15 protein-coding genes are annotated in these 14,464 nt (G+C 59.9%); 11 read left to right on the top strand and 4 right to left on the bottom strand.

Annotated elements, in window-relative coordinates; translation table 11 throughout:
• Positions 1-29: 29 nt before the first annotated feature.
• On the bottom strand, positions 30-242 hold the full coding sequence (locus tag OP494_RS12540) for a hypothetical protein (RefSeq protein ID WP_246923855.1): 213 nt from the start codon (positions 240-242) through the stop codon (positions 30-32).
• Here OP494_RS12540 and OP494_RS12535 point away from each other — a divergent pair.
• Positions 241-1,392, top strand: coding sequence for a DcaP family trimeric outer membrane transporter (locus OP494_RS12535; protein ID WP_246923858.1), 1,152 nt, complete (start codon positions 241-243; stop codon positions 1,390-1,392). The genes OP494_RS12540 and OP494_RS12535 overlap by 2 nt on opposite strands.
• An 81-nt stretch (positions 1,393-1,473) precedes the next feature.
• On the opposite strand, the gene OP494_RS12530 is transcribed toward OP494_RS12535, so the two are convergent.
• Positions 1,474-2,421, bottom strand: coding sequence for a Gfo/Idh/MocA family oxidoreductase (locus tag OP494_RS12530; protein ID WP_246923860.1), 948 nt, complete (start codon positions 2,419-2,421; stop codon positions 1,474-1,476).
• 207 nt (positions 2,422-2,628) lie between these two features.
• Positions 2,629-4,449 carry a feruloyl-CoA synthase gene (locus OP494_RS12525; protein ID WP_246923863.1) on the bottom strand — a complete coding sequence of 607 codons (1,821 nt, stop codon included), beginning with the start codon at positions 4,447-4,449 and terminating at the stop codon, positions 2,629-2,631.
• 239 nt (positions 4,450-4,688) lie between these two features.
• On the opposite strand from OP494_RS12525, the gene OP494_RS12520 reads away from it, so the two are divergent.
• The 5 genes from OP494_RS12520 (at position 4,689) to OP494_RS12500 (ending at position 8,844) form a co-directional block, all read left to right on the top strand.
• Positions 4,689-5,192, top strand: a complete 504-nt coding sequence (locus tag OP494_RS12520; RefSeq protein WP_246923866.1) for a MarR family winged helix-turn-helix transcriptional regulator — start codon at positions 4,689-4,691, stop codon at positions 5,190-5,192.
• A gap of 137 nt (positions 5,193-5,329) precedes the next feature.
• Positions 5,330-5,911: a TRAP transporter small permease gene (locus OP494_RS12515; RefSeq protein WP_246923869.1), complete on the top strand. Its 582-nt coding sequence runs from the start codon at positions 5,330-5,332 to the stop codon at positions 5,909-5,911.
• Complete coding sequence (locus OP494_RS12510; RefSeq protein ID WP_280541202.1) at positions 5,908-7,227, top strand: TRAP transporter large permease; 1,320 nt, start codon at positions 5,908-5,910, stop codon at positions 7,225-7,227. The genes OP494_RS12515 and OP494_RS12510 overlap by 4 nt, the downstream gene beginning before the upstream one ends.
• Before the next feature lie 27 nt (positions 7,228-7,254).
• Positions 7,255-7,734, top strand: a complete 480-nt coding sequence (locus OP494_RS12505) for a DUF3237 domain-containing protein (protein WP_280541200.1) — start codon at positions 7,255-7,257, stop codon at positions 7,732-7,734.
• A gap of 48 nt (positions 7,735-7,782) precedes the next feature.
• Positions 7,783-8,844: a TRAP transporter substrate-binding protein gene (locus OP494_RS12500; RefSeq protein ID WP_280541198.1), complete on the top strand. Its 1,062-nt coding sequence runs from the start codon at positions 7,783-7,785 to the stop codon at positions 8,842-8,844.
• Positions 8,845-8,878: 34 nt separating this feature from the next.
• Here OP494_RS12500 and OP494_RS12495 read toward each other — a convergent pair whose 3' ends face one another.
• Positions 8,879-9,373, bottom strand: a complete 495-nt coding sequence (locus OP494_RS12495; RefSeq protein WP_280541196.1) for a MarR family transcriptional regulator — start codon at positions 9,371-9,373, stop codon at positions 8,879-8,881.
• A gap of 91 nt (positions 9,374-9,464) precedes the next feature.
• Here OP494_RS12495 and OP494_RS12490 point away from each other — a divergent pair, with 91 nt between their 5' ends.
• The 5 genes from OP494_RS12490 (at position 9,465) to OP494_RS12470 (ending at position 14,434) form a co-directional block, all read left to right on the top strand.
• Positions 9,465-10,295 carry a p-hydroxycinnamoyl CoA hydratase/lyase gene (locus OP494_RS12490; RefSeq protein WP_280541194.1) on the top strand — a complete coding sequence of 277 codons (831 nt, stop codon included), beginning with the start codon at positions 9,465-9,467 and terminating at the stop codon, positions 10,293-10,295.
• A 116-nt stretch (positions 10,296-10,411) separates the two neighbouring features.
• Entirely contained in the window at positions 10,412-11,860 is a 1,449-nt protein-coding gene (locus OP494_RS12485; RefSeq protein ID WP_280541192.1) for an aldehyde dehydrogenase, read from the top strand.
• 55 nt (positions 11,861-11,915) lie between these two features.
• A complete protein-coding gene (locus OP494_RS12480; protein ID WP_280541191.1) occupies positions 11,916-12,236 on the top strand; it encodes a hypothetical protein in 321 nt (106 codons plus the stop codon).
• A gap of 19 nt (positions 12,237-12,255) precedes the next feature.
• A complete protein-coding gene (gene dctP / locus OP494_RS12475; protein WP_348521702.1) occupies positions 12,256-12,966 on the top strand; it encodes a TRAP transporter substrate-binding protein DctP in 711 nt (236 codons plus the stop codon).
• A gap of 502 nt (positions 12,967-13,468) precedes the next feature.
• Positions 13,469-14,434, top strand: a complete 966-nt coding sequence (locus OP494_RS12470; protein ID WP_280541187.1) for a sugar kinase — start codon at positions 13,469-13,471, stop codon at positions 14,432-14,434.
• Positions 14,435-14,464: the final 30 nt, after the last annotated feature.

Here is a 14,464-nt window from a genome sequence, read left to right as displayed (position 1 = left end):
CTATCACCCCCTCCCTTTCACGGGCCAATTCAGCGGGAGGTCATTAAAACGTCATCAGAAAAATGCATGGGGAGGCGATGAAAAATTAATTTTCCCGTCGACTCAGAAACGCATACTCGTTCATGCGCACCAAGCTCATAACTTCCTACAAAGGGCAGCTCACCAATGCGATCCGATATAACAACATTCAAGATGACAAAACTCGCGCTATGCGTGTCACTCGTTTCAGGAATGGCAGGCATGGCGACGGCTCCCGCTCACGCTTTCGATGTCGTCGAAGCGGGACAACCCGTCGTCACCGGCGACCCCAGCCGTGTGGGACCGCCATGGAACCATCGCTCAACCATCAACATACCGGGCACCGAGACTGATATCGCCTTCGGCGGCTATGTCAAGCTCGATATGCTTTACGATTTCGACTATGACCTTGGCACTACCACAACGCCTTATGAGATCATGAATCCAGACAACCGGACCGACGGTCGGACGGACTTCACCGCCTATGAGTCGCGCCTCAACTTCCGTACGCACACCATGACCGATTACGGGCGTTTGACGACCTATTTCGAAGGCCATTTCGTGCCCGATGGAAAGTTTGGACTACGTCATGCATATGGCGAACTCAATGGCTTCCTCGCGGGCCAGACATGGACCAACTTCCAAAGTTTCGTCGGTGCCCCCCGCACGCTGGCATTGGGCGATCCCAAGGGTTACGTGTTCGAGCGCCAGGCGCAGTTGCGCTACACCCAGCCAATGGGCACGGGCAACCTGTCTTTCTCCGTGGAGGACCCGGATACAGTGATCGCCCGCGACGATGCGAGTGTGGCCGATGGTGAGAGCCAGTTCCCCGACTTGACTGTACGCTATGAGTACAAGCGCTTGTTTGCTCTGTCCGGGGTGGCCCGTCAGCTCTCTACCAATGACATCACCAGCACCGTGGATGACGAAACCACGGGGTATGGCGTCAATGCGCAATTCAACCTGCCCTTTACGCCAATGACCAGCCTGAAGGGTACCGCCACTTACGGCGAAGGTATCGGTAACTACATGGGCAACCCCGGCAATACTGGGCACCGCCACGCGCCCGATGTCTACGTCAATGACAATAACGAACTCGAGGCCATCGAGACACGTGCCTTCGGTGTGTCGCTCAACCATAACTGGACCGACGACTGGGTCAGCTCTGTTGGCTTTTCGCGCCTCGATCAGGACATGCCCGACAGTTATGGCGAACAGTTCAAGACCATCGATTACGCCTTCGCTAACGTGATCTGGGATGTCACTCAACGCCTGGCAGTGGGTCTTGAGTATCAGAACGCCGATGTCGAGCAGGTTAACGGCAACTCCGACGATGCTAGCCGTCTGCAGGCCAGTGCCATCTTCCAGTTCTAACATCGTAAACACTGATCGATCGTGATTTTGGCTGGCGTTTCGCCAGCCTTTTTCATGAAAGAAAAAATAGATCGTGGCGCTTTAGCACACGTCAGCCATGATCTTTTCAAGCTTAGCGAGAAGACGCATGGTAGGAAGGCAATGCGAAAATGTCGCTTCCGGAACACGGCATTCGCGAATGGCGGCGATGAATTCGGCATCCTGTTCCTGAAACCCCACCCCCTCAAGAGTCATCACCTCCCCTTGATAATCCTTCAGCTCATCGCGATAGGCCATCAGCGTGTTTTCTTCGCCTATATAGCGATAAAATCCGCCGAAAGGCCCATGGTTGTTAAAAGAAAGCGTCAAGGTCGCCAGAGTCTCATTGCGTGATTTCAAGCCAATGTTCATATCCATGGCAATCCCCAGCTCGGGATGAATCGGCCCTCTTCCACCCCAGACTTTCAAATCGAAATCGTCCAGCAACCACGCAAACAGGTCTACGCTATGGCAAGCATGATGCCACAGCAAATGGTCCGTCCAGCCGCGTGGCTCGCCTTGCATATTGAGGTTTTCGCGACGCAGGAAATACGTCTCGCTCACCAGATGCTGCAGGTGGAACTCTCCCGTTCGTATACGGCGCTTCATTTCGCGATGCGGCGCATTGAAGCGACGCGTATGGGCCACCATAGCGACGGTATTTGCCTCACGGGCTCGCGCTGTCATGCGCTCGGCATCCGCCAGGTTCAGGCTCATGGGAATTTCGCAGAGGACGTGTTTACCGGCATCGATCGCTTGCTCGGCCTGGTCGGCATGTAACGGGCTCGGCGTCGCCAGGATCACGGCATCGATCTCGAGCGTCGCCAGCGCTTGCGTATAGTCAGCGCACACATGCGGAATATTCCAGTGCTCGGCGAAGCGTCGCGCTCCTTGGGCATCACCTCCTACCACGGCCACGACACGGGCCTCAGGAACGGACGCCAGGGCTTGCATATGAATCCCGGCGATGGCGCCTTCGCCCACCATCAGGATACGTATGGGTGAAGTCATCATGGCTCCTCGGCTGCTTTGATTATGCCCATCTCGTTGCCGGACATTGCCGCAGGATCGCCATGCTTTGTCTACCTTTCATAAGCGTTGCAGCCATGAGCTAGGTATCGGCAAATACCACGTCATGGCTGCGTGTTATCAGGTTTATTCTCGGAGTGCGGATGGCGCATGGCGTCTTGAGCGGCCCGCGTACTGCTCACTTATCGGCTAAGAAGCCGGCAGTACCACGCGCGCATCGCGAGGAGTATCGGCATAGAGTGTCCCGACGAGATCGGCGTAGCGTTCGCGCACCAAGCGCTGATTGACCGACCCCTTGTCGGTCAACTCGCCACGATCGACCGAAAGCGGCGTATCCAGAATCAGTAGACGTTCCAGACACGTGGAACTCGCCTGCCCTCGACGGCAGGTCGCCAGACGTTGCGCGAACCATTGGTGCAGGGTGGTATCGTGCGCCAGGTCATGCACTGATGACGTCGCGACGCCTATATGCTGCGCGCATGCGGGGACGTTCAGCACTACTAACCCAGTGAGATAGTCACGGCTTTCACCGGCGATCACCACGTCTTGCACTAGCGGAGCGAAATGCTCGATGAGCTGCAATCGCAAGATGCCCACATTGACCCAGGTACCGGTCACCAGCTTGAAGTTCTCGCTCAAGCGACCGTCAAAGATTAACCCACGTTCAGGCTGCTCGGGATCAGCGAGTCGCATCGCATCCCCGGTACAATAATAGCCTTCGTCATCGAATGCTTCGGCGGTGCGTTCGGCGTCGCGCCAGTAGCCCGGCGTGACATTGAGTCCTTTGAGGCGCGCTTCCCATTTGTCGTCCGTTGCCACCAGTTTGAGCGACATCCCCGGCACGGGCCGACCAATCAAGCCCGGCGTACCACTGGCCTCCTCGGTACAGAACGCCAGGCACGCCTCGGTGGATCCAAGCCCCGTCAGCATGGGCACGGGGCGTCCACGAGTCTGCTCGCCAAAGGTATCCAGCGCCTCGCGCACATGCACCGGCAACACGGCGCCACCGAAGTGCATCATCTCGAGATTACGGAATAAGGCCGTGCGTAAGGCCTCATCGTCACGCAAATGCTCGACCAGGGCCTCGAAGCCCTTGGGCACGTTGCAATAGAACGTCGGCGAGACCTCGCGCAAGTTATCCACCGTGCGCCGCACGCCGTCCGCCGTCGGATTGCCGTCATCGATGTACAGCGAACCCCCGTTATGGATCGTCATGCCCAGGATCGTGTTGCCGCCGAAGGTATGGTGCCAGGGTAGCCAGTCCACCAGCACCGGCTTGTGGCGGCTCAGGAAATCCAGACGTTTCTCGAGCATGGTCTGGTTGCTGCACAGCATGCGCTGCGTATTGATCACCGCTTTGGGCATGCCAGTCGAACCCGAGGTGAACAGCAACTTGGCGACGCTATCCGGTGTCACTCGCGCATGAGCATTATCGACCTCGGCCCGTGCCGGCGTCGCCGCCAGCGTCTCCAGCGACAGCCCCCGATGGCTCGGTAGCGTCGCCACACAGGTCACCTGCTCATCGCAAACGGCCGTCAGAGCTGCGCCAAAGCGTGCTTCATCGTCGACAAAAATCATCCCCGGCGTCACGAGCTCGACGACATGGCGAAGCTTGACGAAGTCCTCCGACAACAACGCATACGAGGGCGATACCGGCACATAGGGAATGCCCACATGCATGGCGGCACACGCCAGTAACGCATGATCGATGCCGTTGCCCGACAGCACCATCAACGGCCGCTCTACCGATAAGCCATGGTCCAGCAACGCTTGTGCCAGGCAGGCCACGCGCGGCATCGCCTCACCGAAGGTCAGCGTCCGCCAGGCACGTTGCGCCCCCTCGCGTTCGGCCAGAAACGTTGTCGACGGCGTCTCGCGTGCCCAGTACGCGAGGCGCTCGGTCATGCAACGGGGGTAATCCGGTACCTCACCACCGTACAGTCGATACGCCTGTGGGGACGTATCGCTCTCGGAACGGGGCAAAGGCCGGCTGCCGGAAGGGGACGACATGAAAGGCGCTCCATTAGTCTGTGATGAACCTTGTTATTCAGCGGTACGTTCTTCACCAACAACGTGATAGATATAGTTATAATAGGTAACTATTTTTTTGACTAGACACACCGCATGAGACTTTAGATGCACGATAACCCCCAAATGGCGCCGGTGTTGCCTATGCTTGCCGATATCGGAAACAATGCCCCAACCATATAATTCTCATATTAACTATATAACCGAATGAAGGAGCCCTCATGACGACACCCAAGAAAACATCCTCATCGGAGCAAACACCCCTCGAGGAAGCCTATCCGACCACCGTCGAGGGGCTGGTGCTCGAGGAGCGTCTCGGCTATGCCCTGAGGCGGGCTCAGCTCAAGGTTTTCAAGCACTTCGACGAGGCCATGCGCGAGCATGACATTCGCCCGGCACAGTTCTCTTCGCTGGTGGTCATCGAGGGCTATCCAGGCGTTACGCAATCCAATCTGGCCCAGACATTGAGCATTGATCCGCCGCGAGTCGTTAGCTTGATTAATAGTCTGGAAGAGCGTGGCTTGGCTTTGCGCGTGCGATGCAAGCGTGACCGTCGCTCGCATGGGATCTTCCTCACCAAGACCGGCGAGGCACTCGTCGAGCGCTTGAAAGGCTTGGCAGAGCAAAGCGATTTAGAAGCAACTCAATCACTTAGCGAGATAGAGAGACGCCAATTATTGACCTTGCTACGGAAGGTATACGCCTCGGAGGAAGGTGACGACTAATCCTTTAGCCGCAATTTTAGGCAAATTGAAGCGGCATGGCTTGCACACCTGCTCAGGGACAATTAATTATACAAAGTAACTAAAAAACGACCTTACTCGCGCCTTGGCCGATCCACGCAACCGATAAAGATATAATCATGAGCAGCCTAGCGACGACATCCAACGCCAGTATCACCTGCCTACGCCGGGGCCTCGCAACGACTTGTCGGCTCGCCGCGATCATCGGCGGCTTGATCGTCGCAGCGCTCTCCCTGATGACGGTGGCCAGCATTCTCGGACGCTGGATCTCCAGCTTGCCATTGGTCAGTGACATAGCGGTCCTGAGCTGGATCGGACCCGTCACTGGTGACTATGAAATGGTCGAGATGGGCACGGCCATCGCGGTGTTCCTATTTCTGCCTTACTGCCATCTGCGTGGTGGTCACGTCACGGTGGATCTGCTGGTCATGCGTGCACCGCTGGGTGTGCAGCGTTTTCTCGCCGTGCTCGCGGAGGCCCTATTCCTCGTCGTTTCATGCCTGATGACATGGCGGCTTTATCACGGCCTGCTCGACAAGCACCGCTACATGGAAACCAGCATGCTGCTGGGTATCCCGCTGTGGTGGGGCTATATCGCCGGCATAATCGGTTTCATCCTGCTCTCGCTAGTCTGCCTATACCGGCTCCTGGCCACGTTCTCGGGTGACGCCGACCCCTCGACACAAGGAGATGCCTCATGACGCCTCTTACTCTGGGCGCAGGCGGCTTCGTCTTGTTGCTGGCCATGATGGGCGCCCGCATACCCATCGGCCTCGCCATGCTGGTTATCGGCGCGTTGGGTTCGATGCTCGTGACAGGGCCGATGGGTATCCTCAATGCCTTGAAGACGTTGCCCTACGAGCACTTTTCCAGCCACACTTTGTCGATCATTCCCCTCTTCCTGTTGATGGGACAATTCGCAGCACGCGCCGGGCTATCACGCGCCATGTTTCAGGCCGCCAACGACTGGCTGGGCCATCGTCGCGGTGGCCTGGCCATGTCGACGGTGGGCGCCTGCGGTGCCTTCGGCGCCATTTGCGGGTCCTCGCTGGCGACTGCCGCCACCATGACGCAAGTCGCGCTGCCGGAAATGGAGCGTCAAGGCTATCGCGGGAGCCTGGCCACCGGCGCGTTGGCCGCGGGCGGCACGCTGGGCATTCTGATTCCGCCTTCCGTGGTATTGGTCATCTACGCCATCCTTGCCGAGCAGAACATCAACGAGATGTTCGCCGCCGCCTTGATCCCCGGCATCCTTGCCGCGCTCAGTTATATGGCGGCGATCTCACTGTTCGTGCGCTTTTTCCCGGATAGCGCCCCAAGCAAGGCCAAGGCATCGATCGGTGAGCGCTGGCGTTCGCTGCTCGAAGTATGGCCCGGTGCAGCGATCTTCATCATCGTGATCGGCGGCATCTACACAGGGATTTTCACGCCCACCGAAGCCGCCGCCGTCGGTGCCGCCGCCACCGGACTGCTGGCCGTCATCCGCGCCGGGCTACGCTGGGAGGGACTGCGTGATAGCCTCCTCGACACGGCCGTCACCTCGGCGATGATCTTCTTCATCGTCCTCGGGGCCAGCGTATTCAACAGCTTTCTCGCCCTGACACAATTGCCGCAAATCACGGCGGGCTGGATCGTGGGCCTGGAAATCAGCCCCTGGATCGTCCTGGCGGGGATCCTGCTGTGCTACCTGGTCCTGGGCTGTTTCATGGATAGCCTGTCGATGATTCTGCTCACCGTGCCCATTTTCCTCCCCATCGTGACGGGCATGGATTTCGGCATGCCCCCCGGCGACGTGGCGATCTGGTTCGGCATCCTGGCATTGGTCGTCGTGGAGGTGGGGATGATCACGCCACCGGTGGGGCTGAATATCTTCATCATTCACTCCATGGCGCCTCATGTACCACTGACCGAGACCTTCAAGGGCATCCTGCCATTCCTGGCGGCGGACGTGCTGCGCATCATCATGCTGGTAGTTTTCCCGTCCATCACATTGGGTTTCGTCTACTGGCTTTATTGACGTCACCACACCGCTCGAGGAGACCTCATGATGTCGTCCACTAATCCGCTTCGCACGCCCACGCTGGATTTCATCGCCCGCCTGACGGTGGACGTCGCCTCGCCCTGGGAACTGGGCGAGAGCGCACACGGCCAGCGTCGCTTCATCGCGATCACCGGCGGCGACGTGGCCGGCGAACGACTCAATGGCCGTATTCTCGCCGCGGGCGGTGATTGGCAAACGATACGTGCGGATGGCGTAGCTGAACTGTACGCACGCTATTTCCTGGAAACCGACGAAGGCGAGCGCATCGAGGTGGAAAACACGGGCTTTCGACACGGCCCGCCAGCCGTCATGCAGCGGCTACGAGACGGCGAAGCCGTACCGCCCGAGGACTACTACTTCCACACCGCGCCGCGCTTTTTTACCACCAGCACGCGGCTGGACTGGCTCAACCGGACGTTGTTTCTGGGCAGCGCGGCACGCACCCAAGACAACGTGGTGATCGACCTTTTCGCCGTGGGCTGATCCATTGCCACCCGGCGTCATACAACAACCACAATGAGGCATTTCGCCATGACCCAACACGCCACTTCGCACCTACGTCGCTTCGTATTGACCACTGCGGCGGCGCTCTCGATCGCTGTCACCAGCCAGGTTCAGGCGCAAGAGACCGAGTACACCCTGCGGTTGCATCATTTTTTCCCCGCGTCGGCGCCCGTGCATCAGGAGTATTTCCTCCCCTGGAAAGAGGCCATCGAAAAAGAATCCGATGGGCGCATAGAGGTCCAGCTCTATCCCTCCATGCAGCTCGGCGGCACACCGCCATCACTCTACGATCAAGCCAAGGACGGCCAGGTGGACATCATCTGGACCGTGCTGGGTTACAACTCGGGGCGTTTCCCCAAGGCGGAAGTCTTCGACCTGCCCTTCCTGCCGACATCAGGTGCCGCGACGAGCCAGGCCGCACATGAATACGCCATGACGCACATGCAGGACGAACTCGAGGGCGTGCATCCCATCGCCGTGCACACCCACAGTCCCGGCGCATTGCATACCAAAGAGACACGCATCGGCTCCCTCGAAGATATCGAAGGCCTCAAGATACGGGGTCCCAGCCGGCTGGTGAATCGCTATCTGGCCAAGCTCGGTGCCGAGCCCATCGGCATGCCGGTGGCCCAGGCATTGGAGGCGTTATCGCGCGGAGTGATAGACGGCACGGTGATTCCCTTCGAAGCCATCACCGCCATGGGGCTCGCCGATATCACCACCGAACACACCATCTTCAGCGGTGATCGGGCGCTCTATACCACGATGATGATCGTCGCCATGAACCAGGACAAATACGACGCCCTGCCCGATGACCTGCAAGCCGTCATCGATGCGCATTCCGGTAGCCGCGAGGCCTACCAGATCGGTCAGATCATGGACCGCGCCGACCACCGCCAGATCCTGGCCATCCAAAGCGGCGAGCAACCCGGCACGATCACCCGCCTGGACAGCGAGGAAACCGCGCGCTGGCAGGCGGTCGGCCAGGAAGTCGTCGATGACTGGATCGCCGAGGCCGAGGAGAAAGGGCTCGACGGTCAAGCGCTCTACGACAGCGCCACGCAACTCGTCGATAAATACACACGCTGACAGCGTGTGGCGGGGACAAAGGCCGGTCGAGCCGTTATTCAGGCTCGACCAAGCCGGCTCCCAAGGCTTTTAGGGAGGACTTGAGATGGCGTTGAAACATGCGCTGCTGAGAAGCGCTGAGCGCTTCCAGCATGCACCGCTCGAGCGCCTCGACGGCCTGGTTCGCCTCATCGAGCGTGCTCCGCCCTGTGTCGGTCATGTGTATCTGCACGATGCGGCCATGATGAGGATCGGGGGCGCGCGCCACGAGGCCCTTGCTCTCCATGGTCTTGACCATTTCGTTAGCGGCCTGTGGCGAGACCAGAGACTTCTCCGCCAATTGGGCATTGGACAACGGGCTACGCCAGGCCAGCACGGAAAGCGCCGTGTATTGCTGCATGGTCAGGCCCAGAGGATGCACGGCCTCGCTGATATGGCGACGCAATGCGCGGTCGAGACGCCCGATCAGATAGGCGACACGTACCGTTTCTGGCGCGCCATCGGCGGAAGCGCGCGCGTCATGCGAAGCCTGTGGTTCAACCTTGGTCATAGGGATTTCCTCTTTGCAAGCGCAGCATAGCGCACTATGATGAAAACGGTAAATATCAACTTACTTGACAACTACATGACAGGAAATTGTGATGAGCGACTATGCAGACCGCTGGCAGACCGTGAAGGTCGACGTCGAAGATGGCATCGCCTGGGTGGCGCTCAACCGCCCCGACAAACGCAATGCCATGAGCCCCACACTCAATCGTGAGATGATCGACGTTCTCGAAACGCTCGAGCTGGACCAAGATGCCCATGTGCTCGTACTAACCGGCGAGGGCGAGGCCTTCTCCGCCGGCATGGACCTCAAGGAGTACTTCCGCGAGATCGATGCCAGCCCCGAGATCGTACAGGTCAAGGTCCGTCGTGACGCTTCTACATGGCAATGGAAGCTGCTGCGTCACTACGCCAAGCCGACCATCGCCATGGTCAATGGCTGGTGCTTTGGTGGCGCCTTCTCGCCGTTGGTTGCCTGTGATTTGGCGATCGCCGCCGACGAGTCGGTGTTCGGGCTATCCGAAATCAACTGGGGCATCCCCCCGGGCAACCTGGTCAGCAAAGCCATGGCCGACACCGTGGGCCATCGCCAAGCACTTTATTACATCATGACCGGCGAGACCTTCACTGGCCCTCAGGCGGCGGACATGGGCCTGGTCAACAAAAGCGTGCCGCGGGCCGAACTACGCGAGGCCACCAAGACGCTGGCGGCCACGCTTCGCGACAAGAATCCCGTCGTCCTGCGTGCCGCCAAGACCGGTTTCAAGATGTGTCGCGAGTTGACCTGGGAGCAAAACGAGGAATACCTCTACGCCAAGCTCGACCAGGCGCAGCAACTCGACCCAGAACACGGTCGTGAGCAAGGCCTCAAACAATTTCTCGACGACAAGAGCATCAAGCCTGGGCTGGAAAGCTACCACCGCTGACAAGCGCGAAGGCGCGGTGGCGTTCCCTCACAAGACGCCGCCGCGCCCAATGGCGCTGCCGGCATACCACCCAACCCTGAACGTCATATCGCTTCGACAACAATAAGGGGAGTCTCATGGATCTTGCGCTACTCATTGGCGGCGAACACCGCGCCGCCCAGGACAACGCGACCTTCGAGCGTTGCAACCCACTGCATGAACATGTCGTGACGCGTGCCGCCGCAGCTTCGGTTGAAGATACCCGGCACGCCGCCGAAGCAGCGTCTCAGGCGTTTCCGGCCTGGTCGCAGACCGGCCCCGGCGAGCGCCGTGCCAAGCTGCTCGCCGCCGCCGACGCCATGGAAGCCCGTCAGGACGACTTCATCGCCCGCATGGTCGATGAAACCGGTGCTACGCCCGGCTGGGCCGGATTCAACGTCATGGTGGCCGCCAACATGCTGCGCGAAGCCGCATCGCTGACCACCCAGGTCGGCGGCGACGTGATTCCCTCCAACGTCCCCGACAGCCTGGCCATGGGCGTGCGCGTCCCGTGTGGCGTCGTGGTCGGCATCGCCCCCTGGAACGCCCCCATCATCCTCGGCACACGGGCCATCGCCACGCCATTGGCGTGCGGCAACACGGTGATCCTCAAGGCCTCGGAGCAATGCCCCGCCACCCATCACCTGATCGGCGAAGTACTCGTCGAGGCGGGCCTGGGCGACGGCATCGTCAATGTGGTGACCAATGCGCCGCCCCAGGCCGCCGAGGTGGTCGAGGCGTTGATCGAGCACCCCGCGGTGCGGCGCATCAACTTCACCGGCTCCACGAATGTCGGACGCATCATCGCTGAGAAAGCCGCGCACCATCTCAAACCCGTGCTGCTGGAGCTGGGCGGCAAGGCCCCGTTCGTGGTGCTCGAGGACGCTGATCTGGACGCCGCCGTGGAAGCCGCCGCCTTCGGCGCCTTCTTCAACCAGGGCCAGATCTGCATGTCCACCGAGCGGTTGATCGTCGTCGATGCCGTGGCCGATGCCTTCGTCGAGAAGCTGGCCCGTAAGGCCGAGACGCTACGCGCCGGTGACCCACGTGAAGACGGCAATCCTCTGGGCACGCTGATCAATCGCGAGGCCGGGGAAAAGCTCAACGGCCTGCTCGATGACGCCCAGCAGCATGGCGCGCGACTAGCCTGCGGCGGCAAGGCCGAGGGCGTGATCATGCAGCCCACCGTGATCGATGGCGTCACCCCGGCGATGCGCCTATACGGCGAGGAATCGTTCGGCCCGGTCGTGGCGATGATGCGCGTCAAGGACGAAGAAGACGCCCTGCGCGTCGCCAACGACAGCGAATACGGCCTCTCGGCGGCAGTCTTCAGCCGCGACACGGCACGTGCCATGCGCGTCGCCCAACGCATCGAATCGGGCATTTGCCACATCAATGGCCCCACCGTGCACGACGAACCGCAAATGCCGTTCGGCGGCGTCAAATCCAGCGGTTACGGGCGTTTCGGTGGCAAGGCCGGTATCGAGGAATTCACGGAATTGCGCTGGATGACCATTCAGCTCGGTCCCCGGCACTATCCCATATAACGGTCACACCTTTAGACATCGCACACTGGCACGCCAACACCCCATGGAGCTTAAGATGATGACAACAAAACATACGCTCGCCGGTCTCGTTCTCCTCAGCGGTCTCACCCTGGCCAGCACTGGCCAGGCACAAGATACCGTGACGCTACGCCTTCATCACTTCGCGGCGCCGACCACTCCGGTCCAGACGCAGTATCTGGAACCTTGGGCGAAACGCATCGAGGAGCAATCCGATGGTGCCATCAAGGTCGAGATTTTCCCCGCCATGCAGCTCGGTGGATCGGCCAACTCGCTTTATGATCAGGCCAAAGACGGTGTCGTTGACATCGCCTGGACGCTTTTGAGCTACACGCCGAACCGCTTTCCCTGCGTCTGAGGCCTTCGACCTGCCGTTCATGCCCACCACGGGAGAAGCCACCAGCATGGCCGCCCACGAGTACGCCATGACGCATATGCAGGACTCATTCCAGGGCGTCTACCCTATTGCCGTCTTCGCCCATACACCGGGGAAGATACACACCAAAGGGGTGGCGGTAGAAAACGCTGATGACGTGCAAGGATTAACGCTGCGCGCGCCCTCCAAGGCCATGAATGGCTTTTTTGCCAACCTGGGTGCCCAGGTCGTGGGAATGCCCTTCCCGCAGATACCCGAGGCGATCTCGCGTGGCGTGATTGACGGCTTTTCGCTCCCCTTCGAAAGCGCTTCCGCCCTGGGCGTACTGGATGTCGCCCAGAACCACACCTTCTTCGATGGTAAGCATGGCCTATATACGGCAATGATGGTGCTGGCGATGAACCAGGACAAATACGATAGCCTGTCGCCCGAATTGCAGAAGGTCATCGACGACAACGCGGGGATTCAGGAAGCCCAGCGCATCGGACATGTCATGGATGAGGCAGAGGAAGCCGCCATCAAAGATATCGCCGCAAGTGGCGAGGGGCAGATGATTCACATTGCCGAGGCCAATCAAGATAAGTGGAAAGCGGCCGCCGACGAGACCATCCAGCAGTGGATAAGCGACATGAACGCCGCCGGCTTCGATGGCCAGGGCCTTTACGACGACGCCAGCCAGCTCGTCGACAAGTACACCAAGCAAACGCAATAAGCGCCCATGCGCGGGGCGCAACGCCCCGCGCAGTGTCCTTCCTTTCGCTCCCCTTTAGCGTCTCCTTCCGCCCTTCCCGACCAAAGTCTAAGCTCTGTATGAAAAATCGACGAGTGACGGCCAGACAAGGCAAAAATCGGCGAAAAAGCGGAGTTTACGCGGGGTAAATGAGCATTTTGAGTCGATTTTTAACGCCGTATGGGCGAGCGCAAGCATTTTTCAGACAAAGCGTAGGTATGTTCGATTGTCGTGATGCCCTAGTGTTTCTATGATGGAGCTTTCCTATCGACGATCGCTCGACCCGTCGTGATGCCGTGCCCTCGGCAACCGCTTTTGCAGCTTCTTTCAGAGGGTGTTTACAAAATAGGCGAGCGACGTCAAGACAAGGCAAAATCGACCGAAAAAACGGAGTTTACATGGAGTAAATGAGTATTTTGAGGTCGATTTTAACGCCGGATTGTCGAGCGCAGTCCTTTTGTAGATACTCTCTCAGGATCTTTTCATGATCGACTCCACTACACCGGATATCCTGACTTTCGGTGAAGCGATGACGCTGTTCATCGCCGAAACGCCCGGCGACCTGGCCGAGGTCGAGCGCTTCCAGCGGCGCATCGCCGGCGCCGATACCAATGTCGCCATCGGCCTGGCAAGACTGGCCTTTCACGTCGCCTGGATCAGCCGCGTCGGTGACGATGGTTTCGGCACTTTCATCCGCCGCACGCTCGAAAGCGAAGATCTCGACTGCCGCTATCTGAGTACCGATACCGAGCACCCCACCGGCCTGGTCTTCAAGGAACGCGCCGAACACGGCGAGGACCCCAAGGTGGCCTATTACCGGCGCGGCAGTGCCGCCAGCCACCTGAGCGTAGCCGACGTCGGCGATCTCGACTTCCAGGGTGTGCGCCATCTGCACGCCACCGGCCTGCCTCCGGCGCTGTCGCCGAGCACGCGCGAGCTCGCCTTTCACATGCTGGAACGCGCCCGCGAGGCCGGCCTCACGATCAGCTTCGACCCCAACCTGCGCCCCTCACTGTGGAACAGCGAAGCCGAGATGCGCGAGACCCTCAATGCGCTGGCCGCACACGCCGACTGGGTGCTACCGGGGCTCGCCGAGGGCCAGCGCCTGACCGGCCTCGATAACGCCCACGACATCGCCGGCTATTATCTCGATCGAGGCGCCAGCGGGGTCATCATCAAGCTCGGCCCGGAAGGCAGTTACGTGCGCACGGCGGACGATGCTGGCATGGTGAAGGGAGTGGCGGCGGCCCACGTCGTCGACACCGTGGGCGCTGGCGATGGCTTCGCGGTGGGCGTGATCAGCGCCTTGCTCGACGGGGGCTCGCCACGCCAAGCCGCGCATCGCGGCAATCTCATTGGCGCCGAACAGGTTCAGGTCGTCGGTGACATGGAAGGCCTGCCGCACCGAGACCGACTGCGCGACCTGGAAGCCGCACATCCAATGGCGTGACGACACGCCACCATGCTGTATTTCACGATC

This window comes from Chromohalobacter sp. 11-W, from assembly GCF_029889905.1.
Taxonomy (GTDB): Bacteria; Pseudomonadota; Gammaproteobacteria; order Pseudomonadales; family Halomonadaceae; genus Chromohalobacter.
Note: the sequence above shows the minus strand (reverse complement) of the source record. Positions and strands in the feature narration are given on the sequence as shown.